Source organism: Acidovorax sp. Root402 (assembly GCF_001425125.1).
GTDB lineage: Bacteria > Pseudomonadota > Gammaproteobacteria > Burkholderiales > Burkholderiaceae_C > Acidovorax > Acidovorax delafieldii.
The window spans coordinates 66,439-89,788 of record NZ_LMDQ01000016.1; the positions used below are offsets into that span (position 1 = coordinate 66,439).

The 23,350-nt window shown below is 64.7% G+C and carries 28 protein-coding genes; 11 read left to right on the forward strand and 17 right to left on the reverse strand.

The genetic code is table 11. From position 1 onward, the window contains the following. Positions 1-88: 88 nt before the first annotated feature. From ASC83_RS18610 to ASC83_RS18620, 3 genes are all read left to right on the forward strand, one after another. Entirely contained in the window at positions 89-736 is a 648-nt protein-coding gene (locus tag ASC83_RS18610; protein WP_056066046.1) for a trimeric intracellular cation channel family protein, read from the forward strand. 105 nt (positions 737-841) lie between these two features. After that, positions 842-1,528 carry a transglutaminase family protein gene (locus tag ASC83_RS18615; RefSeq protein WP_056066048.1) on the forward strand — a complete coding sequence of 229 codons (687 nt, stop codon included), beginning with the start codon at positions 842-844 and terminating at the stop codon, positions 1,526-1,528. Then, the gene (locus ASC83_RS18620; protein ID WP_056066051.1) at positions 1,528-1,989 is read left to right on the forward strand and encodes a PaaI family thioesterase; all 462 of its coding nucleotides are present in this window, start codon (positions 1,528-1,530) and stop codon (positions 1,987-1,989) included. The genes ASC83_RS18615 and ASC83_RS18620 overlap by 1 nt, the downstream gene beginning before the upstream one ends. A 76-nt stretch (positions 1,990-2,065) precedes the next feature. On the opposite strand, the gene ASC83_RS18625 is transcribed toward ASC83_RS18620, so the two are convergent. Continuing rightward, entirely contained in the window at positions 2,066-2,953 is an 888-nt protein-coding gene (locus ASC83_RS18625) for a LysR family transcriptional regulator (RefSeq protein WP_056066055.1), read from the reverse strand. 132 nt (positions 2,954-3,085) lie between these two features. Between ASC83_RS18625 and ASC83_RS18630 the strand changes: the two genes are divergently transcribed. Further along, positions 3,086-3,688: a short chain dehydrogenase gene (locus ASC83_RS18630; RefSeq protein ID WP_056066559.1), complete on the forward strand. Its 603-nt coding sequence runs from the start codon at positions 3,086-3,088 to the stop codon at positions 3,686-3,688. A 212-nt stretch (positions 3,689-3,900) separates the two neighbouring features. Here the strand turns inward: ASC83_RS18630 and ASC83_RS18635 are convergent, their stop codons facing one another. The 5 genes from ASC83_RS18635 to ASC83_RS18655 form a co-directional block, all read right to left on the reverse strand. Further along, the gene (locus ASC83_RS18635; protein ID WP_056066057.1) at positions 3,901-4,905 is read right to left on the reverse strand and encodes a tripartite tricarboxylate transporter substrate binding protein; all 1,005 of its coding nucleotides are present in this window, start codon (positions 4,903-4,905) and stop codon (positions 3,901-3,903) included. A gap of 162 nt (positions 4,906-5,067) precedes the next feature. Then, positions 5,068-5,799, reverse strand: a complete 732-nt coding sequence (locus ASC83_RS18640) for an SDR family NAD(P)-dependent oxidoreductase (protein ID WP_369817001.1) — start codon at positions 5,797-5,799, stop codon at positions 5,068-5,070. A 5-nt stretch (positions 5,800-5,804) separates the two neighbouring features. Next, complete coding sequence (gene pcaF, locus ASC83_RS18645) at positions 5,805-7,016, reverse strand: 3-oxoadipyl-CoA thiolase (RefSeq protein ID WP_056066064.1); 1,212 nt, start codon at positions 7,014-7,016, stop codon at positions 5,805-5,807. A 36-nt stretch (positions 7,017-7,052) separates the two neighbouring features. Beyond that, the gene (locus ASC83_RS18650) at positions 7,053-7,703 is read right to left on the reverse strand and encodes a 3-oxoacid CoA-transferase subunit B (RefSeq protein ID WP_056066067.1); all 651 of its coding nucleotides are present in this window, start codon (positions 7,701-7,703) and stop codon (positions 7,053-7,055) included. Positions 7,704-7,732: 29 nt separating this feature from the next. Next, positions 7,733-8,434 carry a 3-oxoacid CoA-transferase subunit A gene (locus ASC83_RS18655; protein ID WP_056066070.1) on the reverse strand — a complete coding sequence of 234 codons (702 nt, stop codon included), beginning with the start codon at positions 8,432-8,434 and terminating at the stop codon, positions 7,733-7,735. Between the two features lie 91 nt (positions 8,435-8,525). On the opposite strand from ASC83_RS18655, the gene ASC83_RS18660 reads away from it, so the two are divergent. Next, complete coding sequence (locus tag ASC83_RS18660; RefSeq protein WP_056066072.1) at positions 8,526-9,326, forward strand: IclR family transcriptional regulator C-terminal domain-containing protein; 801 nt, start codon at positions 8,526-8,528, stop codon at positions 9,324-9,326. A 139-nt stretch (positions 9,327-9,465) separates the two neighbouring features. Here the strand turns inward: ASC83_RS18660 and ASC83_RS18665 are convergent, their stop codons facing one another. Continuing rightward, positions 9,466-9,687 (reverse strand): hypothetical protein, encoded by a 222-nt coding sequence (locus ASC83_RS18665; RefSeq protein WP_199170782.1) that lies wholly within the window; start codon positions 9,685-9,687, stop codon positions 9,466-9,468. Positions 9,688-9,894: 207 nt separating this feature from the next. On the opposite strand from ASC83_RS18665, the gene ASC83_RS18670 reads away from it, so the two are divergent. Further along, complete coding sequence (locus tag ASC83_RS18670) at positions 9,895-10,329, forward strand: DUF1841 family protein (protein ID WP_056066079.1); 435 nt, start codon at positions 9,895-9,897, stop codon at positions 10,327-10,329. A gap of 86 nt (positions 10,330-10,415) precedes the next feature. Here the strand turns inward: ASC83_RS18670 and ASC83_RS18675 are convergent, their stop codons facing one another. The 8 genes from ASC83_RS18675 to ASC83_RS18710 all read right to left on the reverse strand — a co-directional run bounded on the left by ASC83_RS18675 (position 10,416) and on the right by ASC83_RS18710 (position 17,818). After that, complete coding sequence (locus ASC83_RS18675; protein WP_056066082.1) at positions 10,416-11,291, reverse strand: oxaloacetate decarboxylase; 876 nt, start codon at positions 11,289-11,291, stop codon at positions 10,416-10,418. Between the two features lie 11 nt (positions 11,292-11,302). Further along, positions 11,303-12,511, reverse strand: a complete 1,209-nt coding sequence (locus ASC83_RS18680; RefSeq protein ID WP_056066085.1) for an ABC transporter substrate-binding protein — start codon at positions 12,509-12,511, stop codon at positions 11,303-11,305. Positions 12,512-12,580: 69 nt separating this feature from the next. Then, positions 12,581-13,321 carry an ABC transporter ATP-binding protein gene (locus ASC83_RS18685; protein WP_056066088.1) on the reverse strand — a complete coding sequence of 247 codons (741 nt, stop codon included), beginning with the start codon at positions 13,319-13,321 and terminating at the stop codon, positions 12,581-12,583. After that, complete coding sequence (locus ASC83_RS18690; RefSeq protein ID WP_235509412.1) at positions 13,305-14,090, reverse strand: ABC transporter ATP-binding protein; 786 nt, start codon at positions 14,088-14,090, stop codon at positions 13,305-13,307. Before ASC83_RS18690 ends, ASC83_RS18685 begins: the two co-directional genes overlap by 17 nt. A 68-nt stretch (positions 14,091-14,158) precedes the next feature. Next, on the reverse strand, positions 14,159-15,130 hold the full coding sequence (locus tag ASC83_RS18695) for a branched-chain amino acid ABC transporter permease (RefSeq protein WP_056066094.1): 972 nt from the start codon (positions 15,128-15,130) through the stop codon (positions 14,159-14,161). Between the two features lie 9 nt (positions 15,131-15,139). Continuing rightward, a complete protein-coding gene (locus tag ASC83_RS18700) occupies positions 15,140-16,003 on the reverse strand; it encodes a branched-chain amino acid ABC transporter permease (protein ID WP_056066095.1) in 864 nt (287 codons plus the stop codon). Between the two features lie 16 nt (positions 16,004-16,019). Continuing rightward, positions 16,020-16,553 (reverse strand): 3-isopropylmalate dehydratase, encoded by a 534-nt coding sequence (locus ASC83_RS18705; RefSeq protein ID WP_056066097.1) that lies wholly within the window; start codon positions 16,551-16,553, stop codon positions 16,020-16,022. Then, on the reverse strand, positions 16,550-17,818 hold the full coding sequence (locus tag ASC83_RS18710) for an aconitase family protein (protein WP_235509413.1): 1,269 nt from the start codon (positions 17,816-17,818) through the stop codon (positions 16,550-16,552). Before ASC83_RS18710 ends, ASC83_RS18705 begins: the two co-directional genes overlap by 4 nt. A gap of 161 nt (positions 17,819-17,979) precedes the next feature. On the opposite strand from ASC83_RS18710, the gene ASC83_RS18715 reads away from it, so the two are divergent. After that, entirely contained in the window at positions 17,980-18,798 is an 819-nt protein-coding gene (locus ASC83_RS18715; RefSeq protein WP_255356924.1) for an IclR family transcriptional regulator, read from the forward strand. Positions 18,799-18,809: 11 nt separating this feature from the next. Here the strand turns inward: ASC83_RS18715 and ASC83_RS18720 are convergent, their stop codons facing one another. Next, positions 18,810-20,072: a putative Na+/H+ antiporter gene (locus tag ASC83_RS18720; protein WP_056066109.1), complete on the reverse strand. Its 1,263-nt coding sequence runs from the start codon at positions 20,070-20,072 to the stop codon at positions 18,810-18,812. A gap of 221 nt (positions 20,073-20,293) precedes the next feature. Here ASC83_RS18720 and ASC83_RS18725 point away from each other — a divergent pair, with 221 nt between their 5' ends. Beyond that, positions 20,294-20,782 carry a DUF3429 domain-containing protein gene (locus tag ASC83_RS18725; protein WP_056066562.1) on the forward strand — a complete coding sequence of 163 codons (489 nt, stop codon included), beginning with the start codon at positions 20,294-20,296 and terminating at the stop codon, positions 20,780-20,782. Positions 20,783-20,850: 68 nt separating this feature from the next. Here ASC83_RS18725 and ASC83_RS18730 read toward each other — a convergent pair whose 3' ends face one another. Continuing rightward, the gene (locus ASC83_RS18730) at positions 20,851-21,513 is read right to left on the reverse strand and encodes a cytochrome c (protein ID WP_056066112.1); all 663 of its coding nucleotides are present in this window, start codon (positions 21,511-21,513) and stop codon (positions 20,851-20,853) included. 106 nt (positions 21,514-21,619) lie between these two features. On the opposite strand from ASC83_RS18730, the gene ASC83_RS18735 reads away from it, so the two are divergent. Genes ASC83_RS18735 through ASC83_RS18745 form a run of 3 tightly spaced genes read left to right on the forward strand, consistent with a single transcriptional unit; the run spans position 21,620 to position 23,337 of the window. Beyond that, a complete protein-coding gene (locus ASC83_RS18735) occupies positions 21,620-22,474 on the forward strand; it encodes a MoxR family ATPase (protein WP_055401588.1) in 855 nt (284 codons plus the stop codon). Next, positions 22,475-22,720: a hypothetical protein gene (locus tag ASC83_RS18740; protein WP_056066115.1), complete on the forward strand. Its 246-nt coding sequence runs from the start codon at positions 22,475-22,477 to the stop codon at positions 22,718-22,720. Positions 22,721-22,740: 20 nt separating this feature from the next. Next, positions 22,741-23,337 carry a GNAT family N-acetyltransferase gene (locus tag ASC83_RS18745; RefSeq protein WP_056066118.1) on the forward strand — a complete coding sequence of 199 codons (597 nt, stop codon included), beginning with the start codon at positions 22,741-22,743 and terminating at the stop codon, positions 23,335-23,337. Positions 23,338-23,350 lie beyond the last annotated feature (13 nt).

Here is a 23,350-nt window from a genome sequence, read left to right on the forward strand (position 1 = left end):
AGCGCTACTGATTCATACCTCAATAGCTATCAAATAAATAGCGATCACCCCCCATGGAATCGCCAGCGGCCACGGCACAATCGTCGCCATGGATTCGCTGATCATCAACGCCCCCTGGGTGCACACCCTGCGCTTTGTGCTGGAAGTGGCCGCCACCGTGGCTTTCGCACTGTCGGGCGTGATGGCCGCCGCGCGCAAGCGGCTGGATGCCGTGGGCGTGTGTGTGGTGGCCTTCGTGGCCGCGTTTGGCGGGGGCACGCTGCGCGATTTACTGCTGGACCAGCGGCCCTTTTTCTGGATTCGCCACACCGAGTTTGTGTGGGGCATTCTGGCGCTGTGCATCGGCGCCATGCTGTTCATGCGCCAGCGGCACTTTGAGCCCACCGAGCGCGCCATGCTGCTGCCCGACGCCATCGGCCTGGGCCTGTTTGCCGCTGTGGGCGTGGACATTGCCACCGCCGTCGGCATGCCGCCCATCATCAGCGTGATGATGGGCGTGACCACCGGCGTGTTTGGCGGTGTGCTGCGCGACGTGCTGTGCAACGAGGTGCCCCAGGCCTTCAGCGACCACCGGCCCTATGCGCTGTGCGCGTTTGCGGGCGGCTGGGCCGACGTGGCCCTGCGCCAGATGCAGGCTCCCGACTGGGCGCCGCTGGTGGTCTGCGTGCTGCTCACCGCCGGGCTGCGCGGGCTGGCGGTGTGGCGCAACTGGGAGCTGCCCGCATGGCGGGTGTGACCAAGGCATCCAGCCCTGGCGCAGCAAGGCTGGCGCGCCTGTGACAGCATCGGGTGCCCGAGGCCCGCACACTGGCCTCCGTCCGACTGCAGGAGACACACCACAATGACCACCGCACCCACGCCCACCCACCTGCGTTCCACGGCCCTTATCGACAGCGACGCACCTTCGATCCAGGCCTTTGCCGCCCAACACGCGCACGGCGCCACCGACCGTGAACGCGCGGTGGCCCTGTACCTGGCCGTGCGCGATGGTTTCCGCTACGACCCCTACCGCATCGACCTGTCGCCCCAAGGCATGACGGCCAGCACCGTGCTGGCCAACGGCTATGGCTGGTGCGTGCCCAAGGCCGCGCTGCTGACGGCCGCGTGCCGTGCGGCGGGCATCCCGGCGCGCATGGGGTTTGCCGATGTGCGCAACCACCTGAGCACCGAGCGCATGCGCGAGACCATGAAGACCGACCTCTTCATCTGGCATGGCTACACCGACATCTGGCTGGACGGCGCCTGGCGCAAGGCCACGCCCGCCTTCAACATCGAGCTGTGCGAGCGCTTTGGCCTGCTGCCGCTGGAGTTCGACGGCGAGAACGATTCCATCTACCACCCGTTCGACAAGTCAGGCGCACGCCACATGGAATACGTGCACCAGCGCGGCGCGTTTGACGACATGCCGCTCGCGCAGATCGTGGCCGACTTTCGCTCGGTGTACGGCGGCTGGCTGCAGGGTGACGCCACCCGCAGCAGCCTGCAGGACGCCAGTTTTGCCAACGACATAGACAAGGAAACCCGCTGATGACGCACGCCCCCGAGAATGCCACCACCGCCCCCATCCCCGCAGGTTTTGCGCCGCTGGTGGCCGGGGGCCCTTACATCCAGCACAACGGCCCGCTGTATGTGCTGCACCAGGGCAATGTGGTGAAGTTCGGCTTTCGCGTGGAGCCGCGCCACACCAACCCCATGGGCAACCTGCACGGCGGAATGATGGCCACCTTCTGCGACATGCTGGTGCCCCTGTCGGTGCACCGCAAAAGCGACCAGGTGTCAAACCGCTTCCTGCCCACCATCAGCCTGCAGATCGACTACCTGGCCCCTGCCCCGCTGGGCGCCTGGGTGGAGGGCGAGGCCGAGCCGCTGCGCATCACGCGCTCGCTGGTGTTTGCGCAGGGTCTGGTCACCGCCGACGGTGTGCCGTGCGCGCGGGTGAGCGGGGTGTTCAAGATCGGGCCCGTGGCGCCCCGCGACGCCGTGGAGTGAGCGGCACTGGGCGTCACGCCCAAGGCCCCAAGCCTCCAGCTGCGCGCCCCCGGCGCGCAAGCCTGACCCGCACCGCTCAGGCTGCGCCCAGCGCGCCCACCACATGCTCCACAAACCGCGCCAGCTTGGGCAGTTGCCGCCGGTCGGGCGCATACACCAGGTGCATCGGGCGCGGCACGGGCAGGCAGTGCTGCATCACCGGCACCAGCACGCCACTGGCCAGGTCGTCGGCCAGTAGCACCTCGGGTTGCATGATCAGGCCCAGGCCGCGCAACGCCGCCTGGCGCAGGCCATCGCCCTGGTTGCACACAAAGCGCGCGTTCTCGGGCCAGAAGAAATCCTCGTTGCCATCGCGCAGCGTCCATTCCACCCGGCGCTGCCACACCGAGTGGCTGAGGCACTGGTGGCGCGCCAGGTCGGCCGCGCGTTCAGGCGTGCCGTGGCGCTGCAGGTACGCGGGTGCTGCGGCAATCACCATGCGGTAGGGGCGCAGCGGGCGCGCCACCAGGCCCTCGTTCACCACCTGGCCAATGCGCACGGCCACGTCAAAGCCCTCGCCTGCCAGGTCCACCACGCTGTCGGTGAGCTGCAGGTCCACACGCACCTGGTCGTGGCGCTGCAGAAAGTCGGCCACCAGCGGCGCGATCACGTGGTTGCCCAGCGTGAAGGGCGCGCTCACCCGCAGCAGGCCCTGCGGCACGGCGCGGCTGCGCTCCACGGCGGACTCGGCCCAACGCACCTGCTCCAGCACACGTTTGCTGTCGTCGTAGAACGCGGCGCCCACCTCGGTCAGGCTGTTCTGGCGCGTGCTGCGCTGGAACAGGCGCGCGCCCAGGTGCGTCTCCAGCTGCTGGATGTGCTTGCCCACCATCACGGCGGAGATCTGCAGCTGGCGCGCGGCAGCGGCAAAGCTGCCGGCCTCCACCACGGCCACCATGACTTCCATATTGCGCAGCTTGTCCATGGCAACTCCCTCAATTCCTAATCAAAGGTTAGCACAAGCATAACTTGCAGGTACTTTATGTTTCGATTGATTAGCAAAAGAATCGGGCTGTCAGTTCCTCATCAACCCTTTTTGACACCCAAGGAAAACACCATGTCCAAGATTCTTCTCATCGGCGCGAGCGGCACCATCGGCCAGGCCGTGCTGGCCAACCTCGGCGCACGCCACGACGTGATCACCGTGGGCCGCAGCAGCGGCACGCACCGTGCGGACTTCTCGCAGCCAGGCGCGGTTGCCCAACTGTTCGAGGCCGTGGGCAAAGTTGATGCCATCGTGAGCACCGCAGGCAACCTGCACTTTGGCCCGCTGGCGGAAATGACGGCCGAGCAGTTCAACCTGGGCCTGCAGGACAAATTGCTGGGCCAGGTGCAGCTGGCGCTGGTCGGCCAGAAGTATCTGAACGATGGCGGCTCCATCACGCTGACAGCGGGCATCCTGTCGATTGAGCCCATCCGCAACGGCGCCAGCGCCACGGCCGTGAACGCGGCCATCGAAGGTTTTGTGGCTGCCGCCGCCATCGAGCTGCCGCGCGGCCTGCGCATCAACGCCATCAGCCCCACGGTGCTGACCGAGTCGATGGGCAGCTACGGGCCGTTCTTCCCGGGGTTCGAGCCGGTGCCCGCCGCGCGCGTGGCGCTGGCCTACCAGCGCAGCGTGGAAGGTGCGCAGACGGGGCGTGTGTACCGGGTGCAGTGAGCCCGGCTGCCTGATGTGAAGCAAAAATAGCTGCTACCGCCCGATGCATGAGCGGTAGCAGCTATCAATCTGGTAGCCGCAAAAATCTCGACTGCGCTTAGAGCGGATAACAAAACTCAGCGCAGCGGTTCTGGCGAGGCGCAGCGTCGCAGGCAGTACGAGTAGTACGACAAGACGCGGCAACGACGCCAGAAGGGTTTTGTTAGCCGCTCTTAGTCCAGGCTCGCCCCAGACTCCTTCACGACCTTGCCCCACTTGATGGACTCGGCCTGGATGAAGGCAGCAAACTGCTCGGGCGTTTCGCTGTACGTCTCGGCGCCCTGCTCGTTGATCTTCTTCTTCACCTCGGCCTGGTTCAGCACCTTCACCAGTGCGGTGTTGAGCTTGGCCAGCACCGGCGCAGGCGTTCCGGCGGGCGCAAACATGCCAAACCACGAGGTGGCTTCATAGCCGGGCACGCCAGCTTCGGCGATGGTCGGCACATTGGGCAGCTCGGGCGAGCGCTTGGCCGTGGTCACGGCAATCGGCACCAGCTTGCCACTGCGCACGTGTTGAATGGCCGAGGGCATGTTGTCGAACATGATGCCGATCTGGTTGCCCAGCAGGTCGGTGACCGCTGGGGCGCTGCCCTTGTAGGGCACGTGCACCATGTCCACCTTGGCCAGGCTCTTGAACAGCTCGCCCGACAGGTGGATGGAGCTGCCGTTGCCCGAGGAGCCGAAGTTGACCTTGCCGGGGTTGGCCTTCGCGTAGGCGATCAGCTCCTTCACCGTCTTGTAGGGCTGCGCCGGGTTGGCCACCAGCAGGTTGGGCACATTGGCCACGCGCGTCAGTGGTGCAAAGTCCTTGATGGGGTCGAACGGCATCTTCTTGTACAGGCTGGCGTTGATGGCGTGGGTGCCCACCGTGCCCATGAAGAGTGTGTAGCCATCTGCCGGGGCCTTGGCCGCCATGGCCCCGCCGATGTTGCCGCCCGCGCCCGCGCGGTTGTCCACGATGACGGACTGGCCCAGCTCCGTGGTCAGCGCCTGGCCGATGATGCGGGCCAGGATGTCGGTGGTGCCGCCTGCCGCAAAGGGCACGACGATGGTGACGGGCTTGCTCGGATAAGCCTGGGCGAGCGCAGTACTGCTGCCCAGCAGGCCGATACCAGCGAGGGCGGTGACTGCAGCGGCCGACAGCGCGAAGCGGCGGGTGGTGTGGATGGAATGGGTCATGGTTTGTCTCCTTCAAGAAGGTGGATGAATGAATGGGTCGGTGCCACCAGGGCCGCGTGGGCCCGCGTCTGGCCGCGCCGTGGCCTCAACCGGGCGCCGAGGCCTCCGGACGAGAACGGGGGGTGCCCCTTGCGGGGCGGCAAGGAAGATCAGTTCAGGTTGCTAAACAGGCGCCACTCCCAGCGTGGTGCCTCCGCACACGTACAACACCTGCCCGGTCACGAAACCGTTGTCGGGCGAGAGGAAAAACAGCGCCGCGCGCGCCACGTCGTCGGGCGTGCCCATGCGGCCCACGGCGATGCTGTTCAGGATGCGCTGCGTCTGCGGCGCACCGTCGGGGTTGCTCTGGCGGAACAGCTCGGTGGCGATGGGCCCGGGGCCAATCGCGTTGACGGTGATGCCGTCACGCCCCAGCTCCATGGCCAGCGTGCGTGTCATGCCGATCATTCCGGCCTTGGTGGCGGAGTAGACGATGCGCTCGCCCTTGCCCAAAGCGGCGCGCGACGACATGTTGACGATGCGGCCCTGCCCGCTGGCGCGCAGCGTGGGCAAAAAGGCCTGCACCAGCAGCATGGGCGCGCGCAGGTGCAGCCCCACCACGTCATCCAGTTGGGCTGTGGTCGCCGTGTCGATGGTGCCAGGGCGCGTGGCGCCCGCGTTGTTTACCAGTGCGGTGACGTTGTGCTTGGCCGCAATCTCGGCCGCGCGTTCACGGGTCGAGGCTTCGTCGGTCAGGTCGCCCTGGTACGAGGTGAGTTGCGGGTGGCTCCAGGTGGGCAGCACGTAGTCCAGGTTGACCACGGCGTGGCCTTGGGCCAGCACGGCTTCGGCAATCGCGCGGCCGATGCCGTTGCTGGCACCGGTGACGACCGTGACGGGAGTGCTTTTATCAATTGCGGTCACACGCGCTCCAGGATGATGGCAATACCCTGCCCCACGCCGATGCACATGGTGCACAGCGCGTACTGGCCCGCGTGCTCGTGCAGGCGGTTGACGGCAGTGGTGACCAAGCGCGCGCCGCTGGCGCCCAGCGGGTGGCCCAGCGCGATGGCGCCGCCCCAGGCGTTCACGCGGGCATCGTCGTCCTTGAGGCCCAGCGCGCGCAGCACGGCCAGGCCTTGCGCGGCAAAGGCTTCGTTCAGTTCGATCACGTCCATGTGGTCGATGGTTAGGCCCGTCTGCTCCAGCACCTTCAGCGTGGCAGGCGTGGGGCCAAAACCCATGATGCGCGGCGCCACACCAGCCACGGCCATGCCCACCACGCGGGCGCGGGGCTTGAGGCCATATTTGGCAGCATTGGCTTCATCGGCCAGCAGCAGCGCACAGGCGCCGTCGTTCACGCCGCTGGCGTTGCCCGCCGTCACCGTGCCATCGGGCCGCACCACGCCCTTGAGCTTGGCCAGCGCTTCGATGCTGGTCTCACGCGGGTGCTCGTCCTGGCTCACGATGATCGCGTCGCCTTTCTTTTGCGGGATGTGCACCGGCACGATCTCGCGCGCCAGATGGCCAGCCTTGATGGCGGCCACTGCGTTGAGCTGGCTGCGCAGGGCCATCTGGTCCTGGGCTTCGCGCTCAATCTTGAAGTCGGTGGCCACGTTCTCGGCGGTTTCGGGCATGGAGTCCACACCGTACTTTTCCTTCATCAGCTTGTTGACAAAGCGCCAGCCAATCGTCGTGTCATACACCGCGTTGTTACGGCTGAAGGCCGACTCTGCCTTGGGCATGACGAAGGGGGCGCGGCTCATGCTCTCCACACCGCCAGCGATCATCAGACCTGCCTCGCCCGCCTTGATCGCGCGCGCTGCGGTGCCCACGGCATCGAGCCCCGAACCGCACAGGCGGTTGATGGTGGCGCCGGCCACGTCGATGGGCAGGCCCGCCAGCAGGCTGCTCATGTGGGCCACGTTGCGGTTGTCTTCACCGGCCTGGTTGGCGCAGCCGTAGAGCACGTCGGTCACGGCCGCCCAGTCCACGCCGGGGTTGCGCTCCATCAGCGCCTTGATGGGGATGGCACCCAGGTCGTCGGTGCGCACGCTGGAGAGCGCGCCGCCGTAGCGGCCAAAGGGGGTGCGAATGGCGTCGCAGATGAAGGCTTGGCGTTGTGTGCTCATGGTTTTGTCTCCTCGTTGCTTGGGGGGTGGATTCGTTCAGGCGGCAGGGCGGATGGGCAGGCCCACCAGTTGCTCCAGCTCAGCGTGCGACAGGCCGGGCACGGTGTCGATGAGCTGCAGCCCGGTGGGCGTGCAGGCCAGTGTGCACAGATCGGTGTAGATGCGCTTCACGCACGCGACACCGGTGAGCGGGTAGGTGCACTGCGTCACGATCTTGCTGGCGCCCTGCTTGGTCAGCAGATCCATCATCACCCAGGTCTGCTTGGCGCCGATGGCCAGGTCCATCGCGCCGCCCACGGCGGGGATGGCGCCGGGCTCGCCCGTGCTCCAGTTGGCCAGGTCGCCCGTGGCGCTGACCTGGAAGGCGCCCAGCACGCAGATGTCGAGGTGTCCGCCGCGCATCATCGCGAAGCTGTCGGCGTGGTGGAAGTACGCGCCGCCGGGCAGCAGCGTGACGGGCTGCTTGCCCGCGTTGATCAGGTCATAGTCCTCCAGCCCTGCAGCGGGCGCAGGGCCCATGCCCAGGATGCCGTTTTCGCTTTGCAGGATGACTTCGCGGCCTGCCGGGATGTGGTTGGCGACAAGGGTCGGCTGGCCGATGCCCAGGTTGACGTAGGCACCATCGTGGATGTCTTGCGCCACGCGTTTCGCCAGCTCGTCTTTACTACGCTTTTGATAGCTGCTCATGCTTATTCTTTCTGCGCTTGGGGCCGATATCACGTGGATTTCTTGAATCCGCCCGCCTGCGTGGCCGTGCGGTCGATCTTCACCACGTGCGTCACATAAATGCCCGGGGTGACGATGGCTTCCGGGTCCAGCGCGCCCAGCTCCACCACCTCGTGCACGGTGGCAATCGTGGTCTTGGCAGCCGTGGCCATCACGGGGCCAAAGTTGCGCGCCGACATGCGGTAGGTGAGGTTGCCCCAGCGGTCGCCCTTCTCGGCCTTGACCAGGGCCACATCGCCGTGGATGGGGTATTCGAGCACGTAGTGTTTGCCATTGATCTCGCGTGTTTCCTTGCCCGCAGCCAGCTCGGTGCCATAGGCCGTGGGGCAGAAAAAGGCGCCGATGCCCGCGCCCGCAGCGCGCAGGCGCTCGGCCAGATTGCCCTGAGGCACCAGTTCCAGCTCCAGCTTGCCACTGCGATACAGGTCATCGAACACATAGCTGTCCACCTGGCGCGGAAAGCTGCAGATGATCTTGCGCACCTGCCCGGCCTTGAGCAGCGCGGCCAGGCCCTGGTCCGCATTGCCTGCGTTGTTGTTGACCACCGTGAGGTCCCGCGCACCCTGGGCGATCAGGCCATCGATCAGCTCGCCCGGAATGCCGGCCGTGCCGAACCCACCTATCAACACCGTGGCACCATCCTTTACCCCCGCAAGGGCCTGGGCCACCGAGTCCGCCAGTTTGTTGATCATTGCAACGCTTTCTTGGTTTCTCTGTTGTCTCTTTGAAATTTGTTCGTATATAGAACAAATGTTCGCTTAAAGAATTATAGTTGGCATACGTATGAATTCCCAAACCCCTGAAGCCAAAGACCCCAAACCGAGCGACAGCTATGTGCAGTCGTTCGCGCGCGGGCTGGAGGTGATCCGCTCGTTCAGCACGGCCACGCCGCAGCAAACCTTGAGTGAAGTCGCCGCGCAGACAGGCCTCACGCGCGCCGGTGCGCGCCGCATCCTGCTCACGCTGCAGACGCTGGGTTATGTGGAGACGGACGGCAAGCTGTTTCGCCTGAGCCCGCGCATTCTGGATTTGGGGTTTGCGTACCTGTCCTCGCTGCCCATCTGGAACCTGGCCGAGCCGGTGATGGAAGACTTGGTGGAAGAGGTGCGCGAGTCGTCATCGGCCGCCGTGCTCGACGGCCTGGATATCGTCTATGTGCTGCGCGTGCCCACCCACAAGATCATGCGCACCACGCTGGGCGTGGGCTCGCGCCTGCCCGCGTGCTGGACGTCCATGGGCCGCATGCTGCTGGCCGGGTTGCCGGACGACGAACTGCAGGCCCGGCTGCAAGGCCACCCCATGCAGCGTTTTACCGAACACACCACCATCGATGTGGATGCACTGCTGGCCCACATCCGCCAAGCGCGGCAGCAGGGCTGGTGCCTGGTGAACCAGGAACTGGAAGAGGGATTGATATCGATTGCTGCGCCGCTGACCAACCGTACGGGGCAGACGGTGGCGGCGCTCAACATCAGCGGTCAGGCCAATCGCACGAGTGCGGCGGTGATGCAGGAGAGCCTGCTGCCCGCACTGCTGAGCGCGGCCCGGACCATCTCGCGCATGATGGGGGCGCCGAGGGGGTGACAGATAACGGCTGTCGGCAACCGGCACCAGAGATCACCCACCGCAACGAGCGGCCGGTGCTAAAGCTCCGATTACCGTCTTACGTGGATAGGGCGAGAACCGGAGCCGCAACACCCGTCACTCGCCACGGTGGATGAAATCAGTTCTTGCGAAAGCCGAGCACCAGCACCACGCCGCCGAGAACCATCGCGCCCAGGCTCAACCATTGGGGGATATTCACGGATTCCTTTTCTTTCACGGTCAACTCCAACGGACCGATCTTGGCCTGGGTGGTGTCCTTGGTAAAGCTGAACCCTCCGGTCAGAAACCCGGCAAGGCCCACCACCAACAACAGCACACCAACGATTCGCATTGCATTCATGACACTTCTCCCGATGCCGGGTTTGGAGGACTGCAGCAAAGTGGACCCGGCTCCCGACCCTTGCGCCAGCCCAATGTAGGTGCGCCGGCGCGCAGCCCGCGTAGGACGCCGCCCCGGCGCGATGTAGCGGCCGGGCGCAATCCGCATCACCTCCCCCGCCTCCCCTCTGACGCCAGGCCCTTGCCCTGCGTGCTACCCTCACGCCCCATGTTCAGCCCCTCCCAAGCCGATGTGCGCCGCTTTCTGTGTGGTGTGCACGCCAAGACCCAGAGCGGCGCCCCCATGGAAGCCATCGAGACGCTGGCCAGCCTGTGGATCGCCGAGCACCCCGAGTACCACGCCGACCTGTCCGACGCCGATGCTGCCGTGGCCCGCAACTACGACGAAACACCGGGCCAGACCAATCCGTTTCTGCACCTGTCGATGCACCTGTCGATCAGCGAGCAATGCAGCATCGACCAGCCCCGTGGCATCCGCCAGGCGGTGGAGCTGCTGACGGCGCGGCTCGACTCGCTGCACGATGCCCACCACGCCGCCATGGACTGCCTGGGCGAGATGCTGTGGGAAAGCCAGCGCTCCGGCCGACCGCCTGATGGCAACGCCTACATCGCCGCCGTACAACGCCGCGCCACGCGCGATTGATCCAGTAAGCCCCTGAAAAAGCGACAAAGGCCAGTGCCCCATGGGCACTGGCCTTTGTTTTTTGTGGTGAAAGCCTTCAGGGACGATCAAGCCGTTTCGTAGTGCGCCTGGCGCTCTTCCATCGCCTTCCAGCCGATCACTTCCTTGAAGTCGGCCATGCTGGTCTGTCCGCAGGGCAAGCCGTCCACATCGCCCGTGCGGCGGGCCGACAGCGTGGCGAGGTTCTTCTGCAAGGCGTGCACCGTGCTCATCAGCGTGACCACCGGATAAGTCGCAAAAGCCGCCACCTCTTCGATCTGCGACCGCGTCAGGCGCGACATCCACAGCCCCTGCATGAGCTGCAGCGACAGGCGGCGGCCCGAGGCATTGCGCAAGCGCACCAGGTCTTCATAGCCCTTGAACGTGCGCGAGATGGGCTGGATCAGGTCCGCCCCCGCCTCCGCAAAGCGCACGGCGCGCTCGATGGCCTCCTCGGGGTCGGCCACATCGGTGCGTGCGACGATGAGAAAGTCCGGGTCCTGGCGGGCATCCACCGCCGCCTTGATGCGCGCCACGGCATCGGGGATGGACACCACAGGCGTCACCGCTGCGGCCGCCGGGCAGCGCTTGGGGCTGATCTGGTCTTCGATCGAGATCGCGGCCACGCCCGCCTTCTCGAACTCACGCACCGTGCGGGCCACGTTGATGACATTGCCGTAGCCGGTGTCGGCATCGGCAAAGACGGGCTTTTTCACCACGTTGACGATGTGGTGCACCACACCCACGTTCTCGCTGAGTGTGTAGACCTCCATGTCTGGCTGGCCCAGCAGCGATGCCGAGATGCCAAACCCCGTGGTGAAGATGCCGTCAAAGTCCGACTGGTCCACCAGCAGGGCCGAGAGGGCGTCCTGGGCACCGGCCATCCAGAAGGTGGGGCCCGACTGGATGCGCGCACGCAGCTGTTGTCGCAAGCTTGTTGTCATGGCGGGTGTCCTCAACGTTTCACGGGGTCGATGTAGCTGCCCATGGACACGAACTTCTGGTCCTTGAGCTCCATCAGCGCCACACCCGTCTGGCCGCGCCGCGCATAGCCACCGGCACTGACGGGCTGGAAGGTGATCTTGGGGCCGATCTTCTGGTCAAAGTCCTTCATGCCATCCAGCTCGGCCACCACCTTGGCGCGGCTCGGTTCGGCGCCGGTGCGCTTCAAGGCCTCGACCGTCACAGCGGCCGACGAATAGCCCATGAGCGCCATCGAGGTGGGAGCCGACTTGGGATACAGCTTGGTGTAGCGCTGGAAGAACGACTGGATGGCTGGGTTGTTGCCATCCACCGCGTCGTAGTACGAGGCCACATACAGCTTGGACTGCGTCTTGCCCAGCAGCTCGATGAACTTGGGGTCGTTGAGCCCCCCCGCACCAAACACCGTGGGCTTCCAGCCCAGCTTTTCGGCACCGCGGAAGAACTGCACCGCCTCCTGGCCCAGCGCGTAGACGATGACCACGTCCGGCTCAGCCTGCTTGAGTTTGAAGACCTGCGAGGTCAGGTCGGTCGCGAAGCGCTCAAAGGTCTGCGCCTCCACCAGCTTCATGCCATGCTTTTCCATGCGCTGCACGGCAATGTCGTAGGCCGGTTTGCCCCAGCCGTCGTTCTGGTAAAGCATTGCGATCTTCTTGGCCTTGAGCACCTCCACCGCATGGTCGATGTAGGCCGCCGTCTCGGTGGACTGGGGCGACGGCAGCACGTACAGCAGGTCGCGTGGCGGGTTGGAGGTCAGGTCGGAGATGCTCAGCGCGCCAATGGTGGGCACCTTCTTGGTGGAGCTGTATTCGTAGGCGCTGATGTTGGTGGCGTGGCCGATGTTGCCCACCATGGCAAACACCTTGTCGCGCTCGACCAGGAGCTTGGCGTTGGCCACCGACTTGGCGGGCTTGAGTTCGTCGTCATAGGTGATGAGCTTGATCTTGCGGCCATTGACGCCGCCCTGCTCGTTGACCATGTCGAAGTAGGTGCGCATGCCTTCGTCCACGGCCTTGCCCATGTAGGCCAGTGTGCCAGACAACGGCTGTGATGAGCCCAGCACGATCTCCTGGGTCAGCACGCCCTCTTCCTTGTTTTCGAAAGCATGCGCGCCCAGGGTGGCGGTCATCAGACTGGCAGCTGCTGCGGCCAGCAGGGTGCGGCGGGGGGTGAGGTGGGTCATGGTTTGTCTCCTGTGTTTATCGGTGGGAAGGGAACATGGGGGAAGGAACTTGCAAAGCCGAGCCTGCGGTCAGCCGCCCAGGTAGGCACGGCGGATGTCTTCGTTGCCTGCCAGCTCCGAAGCAGGGCCTTGCATCACGACACGGCCGGTCTCGATGACGTAGCCCTCGTCGGAAATGTCGAGCGCAATGTCGGCGTCCTGCTCCACGATCAGCAGCGTGAGGTTTTCGCGGTCGCGGATGTCGCGCAGCGTCTCGAAGATCGCGTCTTTCAGGATGGGTGCCACGCCCATGGAGGGCTCATCCAGCATCAGCAGGCGCGGCTTGGCCAGCAGGCCCCGGGCAATGGCCAACATCTGCTGCTCGCCGCCCGACAGCGTGCCGGCGCGGGACGTGATGCGTTCCTTGAGCCGGGGGAAGTAACCCAGCACCCGGTCGATGTCGTCGCGCACCTCGGCGGCTGGGCGGGTGTACCCACCCAGCACCAGGTTGTCGCGCACGGTGAGTTGCGCAAACACCATGCGGCCTTGCGGCACATGGGCAATCCCTCGCCGCACCAGCGCTTCGGCGGGCACGTTGGCGATGGACTGGCCGTCAAAAATGGCTTGCCCGTCACTGACGGGCAGCAGCCCCGAGAGTGCACGCATCAGCGTGGTCTTGCCCGCGCCGTTGGCGCCCAGCACACACACGATGCGGGCCTGCGGTACGCGCAGGCTCACGCCGTGCAGCGCGCGGATCTTGCCGTAGCCCGCGCTCAGGTTGTCCACGCTCAGCAGTGCGGGCGCACTGGATGGTTCAACGCCGTTTGCCACTCTTGCCTCCTCCGAGATACGCCTCAACCACGGCGGGATGGTTTTCGATCTCCCTGGGGGAGCCCTGCGCCAGGAAGGCGCCGTTGTGCATCACGGTGATCGTGTCCGAGATGGACATCACCAGGGGCATGCTGTGCTCGATGAGCAGCAGGGTCGCTTGCGTGCTGGCCTGCAGCCGCTTGAGTGTTTCGCCCAGGGCATCGATCTCACGGTTGTTCATGCCCGCTGCAGGCTCGTCCAGCAGCATCAGGCGTGGCTCCAGCGCCATGGCACGGGCCAGCTCCACCAACTTCTGCGTGCCATAAGGCAAGTCGCGCACCACCGCATGGGCATGGGCTTGCAGGTTGAGCTTCTCAAGCACGGCCTCCACACGCTCACGTTCCTCGCGCTCCTCACGGCGCTGGCGTGGCAGGCCCAGCAGGGCTTCCACCAGCGTGGCGCGCATGGCCATCGACCGTGCAATCAGCACGTTGTCAAACACGGTCAGTTCGGCAAACAGCTCCAGGTTCTGGAAGGTGCGGGCAATGCCCAGGCGCGCCACCTGGTGCGCCTTGCAGCCCAGCAATTCCACGTCACCTGCGGCCGTGCGATACCGCATGGAGCCTTGCTGGGGCGTGTAGAAGCGGCTGATGCAATTGAGCATCGTCGTCTTGCCTGCGCCGTTGGGCCCGATCAATGCGTGCACCGTACCGGGCATCACGTCGAAGCTCACGTCCTGCACGGCCACAATGCCTCCGAACGCCATGCGCACGCCCTGGATGCTGAGCAATGGGGTTGCCCGACCGGGTACTGCCGACACAGTTGCCTGCAACGGCAATGTCTTGTCGTCCAAAACTCTCATCGCGCCACCCCGCTTTGCGCTGCATCGGCGCCGGGCAGGCGCTTGCGCTTGAAGAGGCTGGCCAGCCCGTCGGGCAGGAACATCAGCGCCAGGATCATGGCCACGCCGTACAGCGCGCGCTGGAACTGATCAAACCCCAGGTAGGTGAGCAACTGCGGCGCACCGATGACGAACACCGCCCCCAGCACCGAGCCCAGGATGGAGCCCAGACCGCCCACGATGACCATCGAGACGAAGCTGATCGACACCATGATGCTGAACAGCGATGGGTCGATGAAGCGCACCAGCGGTGCATACAACGCACCCGACAGGCCGGTGTAGAAGGCGCAGACGCCAAACGCTACCAGCTTGAGCGCCGTGGTGTTCAGGCCCAGAGCGCGAGCAGCTGTCTCGCTGCCCTTGATGGCCAGAAAGCCACGCCCAAACCGGCTGCGCGCCAGGTTGCGCGCCACCCACAGCGCACCCGCCAGCACCACCGCGGTGAACACGTGGTACGCACGCTCGTCCAGCGCCCAGCCGAACAGCGTGGGGCCGGGCGCGCCCATGCCGTTCTCGCCGCCCGACATGTCGCCGCTGGACTTGGCGATCTCCACCGAGATCATCACGAAACCCAGCGTGGCGATCGCCAGGAACACCTCTTCCAACCGCAGGACGGGGAGCGCCAGCAGCAAGCCCACCACGGTGGCGATGCTGGCTGCAATGAACATCGAGAGCACCAGCGGCACACCAAAGTGCGTGGTCAGGATGGCCGAGCCATAAGCACCGATGCCGAAGAACACGGCACCCGCCATGGAGATCAGGTTGGTGTAGCCCGTGAGGATGTTGGTGCCAAACGAGGCCAGCGTATAGATGATGACAAGCGTGAAGATGTACAGCACGTAGCCACCGGGCACAAGCGGCGCCAGCACGAAGGCCAGCACGAACAGCAGCGGGCCGAGCCAGGGGTATGCGTCAAAGACTTTGGTCATGGCGGCTCCTTAGACCTTCTTGATCTGGGCGCGGGCCAGCAGACCGTGGGGGCGCAGGATCAGGATGACCAGCATCACGATGAAGGGCACCGCGTCCTTCCAGGCCGAGGACACATAGGCGCCCGTGAGGTTCGACGACACGCCGATGATCACGCCGCCCAGCAGCGCGCCCGGCATGCTGCCAATGCCGCCCAATACCGCGGCGGCGAACGCGAAGTGCAGGGCGTGCTGCATCATCGAAAAGTGCACGAAGGTCAGCGGCGCAATCAGCAAGCCCGCCGTGGCGGCGATCACGTGCGACAGCGCCCAGGCCAGCGCATAGATGCGCTTGATCGGTATGCCCATGAGGCGCGCAGCCGTGGGGTTTTCCATCGTGGCCTGCATGGCGATGCCCAGCCGCGTGAAGCGAAAGAACGCAAACAGCAAACCTGCCAGCGTGGCGCATACGGCCACGATGCCCAGGTCGATGCCCGAGACGATCACACCGCCGATGTCGATGGGAGCAGCCGGGAAGATGCTGGGCAGCTCCTGCGTGTCCTTGCCCCATACCCAGATGGCCAGGTCGCCAAACACCAGGAACAGGCCCAGTGTGCAGATCGCAGACGACAGCAGTGCCTTGCCGATGAAGCGGCGGATGATGAACCGTTCAATCGCCATGCCCAGCGCCGCGCCAAAGAGCAGCGTGAGCGGCACCACCGCCCACAGCGGCAGGCCCAGCTTGAACAGTGTGTAGGCCACAAAGGCCGAGAGCATGGCCGCTTCGCCATGCGCGAAGTTGAGGATGCCCGTCGCCTTGAACACCATCACGATGCCCAGGGCGATGAGCCCGTAGATGGCGCCCAGGGCGACGCCGCTCACAATCATCTGCAACATGGTGCGCTCCTGCCCGTCATGTCGCCGCAGCGGCTGCACGCTCGCGCGCCAGCCGGGCTTTGAGATACGGCGTGAACCCGCCCGCCTCGATGGTGGCGCGCTCGGTGGACGACCAGGGCTCGAACGGCAGCGCCTGGCCCGTGCGCTCGTTGACAACCACACCACGCTCCCAGTCCACGCGCAGCGTGTCCCAGCGCTGCGTGGCGGCACGGATGCCCGGGCAGGTGATCAGCGGGAAGCCCATGCTGATCTCCCCCCGAAAGAAGCCGGGCGAGAAAGACTCGGCGATCACGCCAGCCACCCCGAGGTGGCGCATGGCGCGCATGGCCGGGTAATGCGGGTGGCCATAGCCAAAGTTCTGGCCGCCCACCAGCACATCACCTTTGGCGACGGATTGGGCAAAGCCAGGGTCGTAACTGGTCATGGTGACCGCCGCCAGTTCATTGATGTCGGTGATCTTGATGTTCTTGATGCCAACAATCAGGTCGATGTCATAGTCGTCTTCGGTGAAGACCCAGGCCGCGCGGCCATGCAAGGTTGGCAATGTCATGCTGCGCTCCCTTCGGTGTTGGCGAGATAGGGCCGGGGGTCGGTGATGCAGCCTTCCAGGGCCGATGCCGCCACCACGGCAGCGTTGCAGATGAAGATTTCGGAGTCGGCACTGCCCATGCGGCCGGGCGTGTTGAGCGTGCCGGTGGACACAGCGCGCTGGCCATCGGTCATGGTGGCAATGCGGCCGTAGCAATAGTCACAGCTCGATGAGCTGATGAACGCGCCTGCATCCACCAGGATGGAGATCAGGCCTTCGCTGGCGGCCTGCGACATGATGGCCTGGGAGGTGGGCACCACATGCAGCTGGAAGCCCGGCTTGATCTTGCGGCCCTTGAGCACCTGGGCGGCAATGCGCAAGTCCTCCAGGCGGCCGCTCGCGCAGCTGCCCAGGTAGCCCATGTGCACTTCCAGGCCTGCGTATTCGGTAAGGTCCCGGGTATTGGCGGGGCTGGGTGGCGCCACTACGATGGGCGCCAGGTCGCTCACATCCACGGTCACCACACGGTCGTAGTGCGCATCGGCATCGGGGTAGACCGGGTCCAGGGCGATCTTGGAGCGGCCCTTGGCGTGTTCCAGCGTCTTGGCATCGGGGGCAATCAGCATCGTGGTCGCGCCCAGGAACATGGCCTGGCCGCAGATCGTCTGGCGGCCCTCGATGCTCATGGCGTCGATCACGGGGCCGCACAGCTCCACCACCTTGAAGCGGCAGGACGATGGCCCCATCACCCGCACCAGGTGGTGGAAGATGTCACGCGCCATCACACCGGGCTGCACCCTGCCGGTGACTTCGATCTTGACCGTGCCCGGCACCACGAGCGCCATGCGCTCGGAGACAAAGGTCTCCAGCACACTCTTGCGCGCTCCAATGGCCAACGTGCCGAACGCACCCAGCTGGCTCACATGCCCGTCGAAATGCACCGCAAACGCACCCGGCGTGGCGTAGCCCAGCTCGGCCGACACCTGGTGGCCAATGCCCTCGCGCTCGTGCACGGGCACGCCCTGCTCCTTGCCCCAGGCGCGGGTGACCTTGTGCAGCTCTTCCTCCTTGGGGGCGGCGGCCGGGACCATGTGGTCAATGAACAGCACAAAGCGCTCGGGGCTGGGCACCTTGTCCACACCGAACTCCTCCTTGGCCTCCTTGAAGAACACATCCGTGTAGCCCGGAAAGTCATAGGCAATCACGAAATCCGGCCTGGCCAGGATCTCGTCGCCCGCCCGGACTGCAGGCACCCCTGCAACCCGGGCGAGGATCTTTTCAGTCATCGTGTAAGACATGTGGCTTCACCCAGTTATCCACTATGTGGAAGTTGAAAAATCGTTTGATTACTTATTAAAAAATCAAACGACAGCCCAATCGCCTGGGTAAACCCTAGATTGCCCACTATGTGGATACAAACTACAAAGACAACATGAATAAAAACACCATGACAGTCCCATCAGAGACAAATAAACCGCCACATAGTGGAAATTTAAAAACAGGAACTCAAAGCATCGAACGTGTCGTGCAGATGCTCCGTATCGTGGCGTCTCGTGGCAAAGGTGGCATGCGCATCGGCGAGATCGCCGCCACCAGCGGCCTGCCGCAGTCCACTTGCTTTCGCATGCTTCACCGGCTGGAGGCCGAAGGCCTGGTGGACCGGGATGCCCACACACGCAAGTACTACCTGGGCCCGCTGCTGTACGAGCTGGGATTGCTCGCGCGCCCCCGCTACCGGCTGTCGGAGCTGTGCGACAGCGCGCTGCAAAAGCTGGCCGAAGTCACCCAGGACACCATCTACCTGAGCGAGCGCAGCGGCCTGGAGGCCGTGTGCACCCACCGCGCACTGGGCGACTACCCCATCAAATCGCTGGCGCTGGACGTGGGCATTCGCCGCCCGCTGGGCGTGGGTGCGGGCGGGCTGGCGATCCTGTGCGCATTGCCTCCCGACGAGGCCGAATCCATCATCGATGCCAACGCGCCCAAGTACGAGAAGTACGGATTCGTCACAGCCCCCTACCTGCGCGAGGCGATCAAGGTGGGACGCGAGAAGGGCTATGCGTTTCTGGACAGCGTGGTCACACCAGGTACAGCAGCCATCGGTATCGCTTTTCCGCCAGACAACCCGATCGCCGCCATCAGCGTGGCCGCGATCTCGGGGCGGCTGGAGTCACACCGGCGCGACGAGGTGGCCCGGCTTATGCGCCCGCAGATCCGCGCCATCTGCGAGGCCATGACCAGCCAGGCCGTGCTGGCAGATCGCTGACCGCCCATCAACTACAACACCCGAAACGCCATCACCGCCACCAGCGTGGGCGGCAAGGCCCCCAGCAGCAGGCCCAGTGGGTTGATGACACCGTCCGAGAACTTCTCCTTCAGGATGGACGCCCCGGCCGGGTTGGGCGCATTGGCAATCACCGTCAGGCCGCCCCCGGTGACGGCGCCCGCCACCAGGGCCACCTTGAACTCGTCACTCAGGCCTTCGACCAGCGAGCCCAGGTATGTCAGCGCAGCGTTGTCGGTGAACGCGGTGAGCGCAGCGGCGCCAAAAAACACAGCGTTGGCATCCATCTTCATTAGCACGGGCTGCAGCCACCATTGCTGCAAGCCGCCCAGCACCACCAGCCCAGCCAGGAAGAACGCCACCAGCAGCGCCTCGCGCAGGATCAGCGGACTTTGGTAGCGCTGGTACGCCGTGGTGAACCCCATGAAGAACAGGAACAGGCCCATGAACACAGCGGGATGGTGGGCAAACACTACCACCAGCACCAGGAAGGCAAGGTGCACGCCCGTCACGGTCCACGGCATGGGGGACTCGGAGGCGGGCATCTTACGGCCCATGTGGCCCAGCTGGTTGCGGAAGATCAGCATCGCGATGGCCGCATTGACGAGCACGGCCACCGCCGCCTTCCAACCGAAGTTGGATAGCATGAACCAGATGTCCCAGTTCCACTTGGCAGCCACCATCAGCACGGGCGGCGCCGCAAAGGAAGTGAGCGTTCCACCAATCGAGATGTTCACGAACAGCACACCGATGGTCGAATACTTGAGTCGGCTGGAGATGGGGTGGGAGAACAGCGTGTCCCGCAGCATCAACGCGGCCAGCGTCATCGCTGCAGGTTCGGTGATGAACGACCCGAGCAGCGGCACGAACGCCAGCACCACAAAATACATGGCCATGCCGCGCTGTACCGGCAACAAAGCGGCAAGTGCCCGGACAAGAGCCCCAGACAGCTCCAGGATAGGCCGCGTGGCGGCGATCACCATGATCGCGAACACGAACAGTGGCTCGGTGAAATTGCGCGAATCCAAGTAGGCGGTGGCCTCCTGCTTGCCGCTGATGGAGAACATGAACAGCATGAGCACCATCGCCCAGAAGCCGAACACGACCTCTACCTCGCCCAGCAGATGCCAGATGCCCGCGTGCCGGGGCTGCGTGTGCGCAAGGTGCTCGAAATACTTGGTGGAGAAGGTGTGAAGAATGGCCAGGCCGAACAGGACGGCACCAACCACCTGGATCAGGGTGGGGGAGGAGTTCATGGGTCGCAGAAAAGCCGCGCGGCGGCCCGACCAGCGCATGAACCTGCCGAGCCACCATGGCGCCGACACCCAAACAGCATTTTAACTGGCGATACCGGAGAGCTCTGTAGGCGCAGGGCTTGAGGCACTCGCGAAAGGACGGTTGGCTGGCACACACAACCATGCATGGCACTCGGGAGTCTCACTTTCCAGACAATGCGGACACCTATCTGGAGGCTTTCATGTCGACGCACATCCATACGCCCACACAACCTTTGCCTTCGCCCTCCTCTGCCCCCATCCCGCCGGCAGTGGCCTGGCTGGGATACGGCGGCCTGCTGCCGTTCCTGGCGCTGGCAGCCGTGGGCCTGTGGGCGCCCAGTACACCGTGGTGGAGCGCGGCGCTGCTGGCCTACGGCGCGGTGATTCTGAGTTTTGTGGGCGCACTGCACTGGGGCTTTGCCATGGCACAAAGCGGGCTGAGCGCCACAGAACGCACGCACTGCTTTGTGTGGAGCGTGGTGCCATCGCTGATGGCCTGGCCTGCCACGCTATTGCCCCCTGCAGCAGGGGCCGTGCTGCTGATAACAGGCTTTGCAGCCCACCTGGTGCAAGACCATCGGCTGGCTGCGCGCACCTTGCTTCCCACGTGGTACTTGCCGCTGCGATGGCGCCTGACGGTCACGGCTTGTGCATGTCTGGCGTTGGGGGCATGGGCCGCCAGCCGTTGACGATTCAACCAGTCAGCAAAAAGCCCACCGAAGCGGGCTTTTTTTGTTGTCGTCAGCCAGCCTGCTAATCAACGGAAGCGCGACTGGGGCACCGTGTGCAGGTCGCCGTCCAGGCCGCTCACGTAATTGGCCAAGGCCTTCAGTTCAGCGTTGGTGAACTGCTTGGCCACACCGCCCATGATGGCGTTGCCACGACCCACGTTGGCGTTCTTCTCAACCTTGTAGGCCTTGAGCGCCACAAACAGGTAGTCGGCATGCTGGCCGGCGATCTTGGGGTAAGAGGGGTCGATGGGCTTGGCGAAGTTGTCGCCGTGGCAGGAAACGCAAGCGCCCTTCTTCAGCAGCTCGGCCACTTGCACGCTGGGTTCACGCGAGGGCTTGGCGGGCAGTTCGGCACCGGTCTTGCCGTGTTGTTCGTAGTAGACCGACACGTCAGCGATGTCCTTCTCGGACAACGACTCGGCGATGCCGCGCATGGTGGGGTGCTTGCGCTCGCCCTTTTGGTAGGCGACCAGCGCTGCCGCAATGTACTTGGCGCTCTGACCCGAGATCATGGGCACCTTGTGGATCTCAGGAAAGCTGGCCTGGTAGCCAACGATGCCGTGGCAACCAATGCACATGGCAATCTTTTGCTTGCCGGCTTCCACGTCGCCCTTGGCTTCCTGGGCGTGGGACAAGGCGGTCACGGAAGCGACAGCCAGGGCAAATAGCGTGGTCAACGTTTTGTTCATTTTGCGCGCACAATCTCGTGGAAGTTCAGCTCTGGGCTCTGATCAGCCGTCGATTATAGCCAGCGCCCTGTCAAGCCCATTCATCAACGATCCGGTGTTTTCCCCCATGAAATTCCAAGGCTCCCAGAACTACGTCGCCACCCAAGACCTGATGCTCGCCGTGAATGCTGCCATCACGCTACAACGGCCGCTGCTGATCAAGGGCGAGCCCGGCACGGGCAAGACGATGCTGGCCGAGGAAGTGGCGCAGGCGCTGGACATGCCCCTGCTGCAGTGGCACATCAAGTCCACCACCAAGGCCCAACAGGGCCTGTATGAATATGACGCGGTGAGTCGCTTGCGCGACAGCCAGCTCAACGACGGCGACAGCGCCGAGCGCGTGAAGAACATCCGCAACTACATCATCCAGGGCGTGCTGTGGCAGGCCTTCACGGCCGACCGCCCCGTGGCGCTGCTGATCGACGAGATCGACAAGGCCGACATCGAATTCCCGAACGACCTGCTGCGCGAAATCGACCGCATGGAGTTCTACTGCTACGAAACGCGCGAACTCATCAAGGCCAAGCACCGCCCGCTGGTGTTCATCACATCGAACAACGAAAAAGAGCTGCCCGATGCGTTCCTGCGCCGCTGCTTCTTCCACTTCATCAAGTTCCCCGAGGCCGACACGATGCGGCAGATCATCAACGTGCACTTCCCCACGCTCAAGAGCGAACTGCTCAGCGTGGCGATGAAGACGTTTTATGACGTGCGCAACCTGCCGGGCCTGAAAAAGAAGCCCTCGACCAGCGAACTGATCGACTGGCTCAAGCTGCTGGTGGCCGAAGACATTCCACTCACCGCCCTGCAAAGCGCCGACAACAAGGTGGCCGTGCCCCCGTTGGTGGGAGCGCTGCTCAAGAACGAACAGGATGTGAGCCTGTTTGAAAAGCTGGTGTTCATGAACCAGAGGAACCGCTGAGTGAACAACGGCAACAACGACACCCGCCAGCTGCTGGCCCACGGCGTCGCCGATGCCGTGGGCTTTGTGGGGGGCGCCCTGCTGGGCTTCTGGCTGGGCCAGCTGCTGGGGCTCGATATCTTCGCGCCTGGCTACGGCACCGGCAGCCTGGTGGGCATCGCCCTGGTGGGCATCGGTGGCGGCCTGGGCCTGCATGCGGCGCGGCGCTGGCAGAACAGCCGCCGCAGCCAACCGTCCAAGGATTGATGATTAAGGGGTAGAGACCCATGGCTTTTGTAGAACCTGTCACGCTGCGCGATCGCGGAGTCCGCCTGGAACCGCTGGCGCTGGCCCATGAAGAAGGCCTGCGGGCCGCAGCCGCCGATGGCGAGCTTTGGAAGCTGCGCATCACCTCGGTGCCCGAGCCGCAGGACACCCGCGCGTACATCGAAGCCGCGCTCAAGATGCGCGAGGACGGCAACCGCTTTGCCTTTGCCGTGGTGGAAGACGCCACCGGCAAAGTGCTGGGCTCCACCAGTTACCACGACATCGTGCCGGCTGTGAAACGCGTGGAAATTGGCTACACCTGGTACTGCCAAAGCGTGCAGCGCACCCACGTCAACACCACCGCCAAGCTGCTGATGATGGGCCACGCCTTCGACACGCTGGGCTGCCATGTGGTGGGCTGGCGCACCGACAACTACAACTTTGCGTCACAACGCGCCATCGAGCGCCTGGGCGCCAAGAAGGACGGCGTGCTGCGCGGCCACGCGCTGCGCCGCGACGGCACCATCCGCGACACGGTGATGTACAGCATGCGTGCCGGCGAATGGCCTGAGGCCAAGGCGCAGTTGCTATATCTTTTAGAGCGTCATGCGCAATAAACACTAGCGCTAG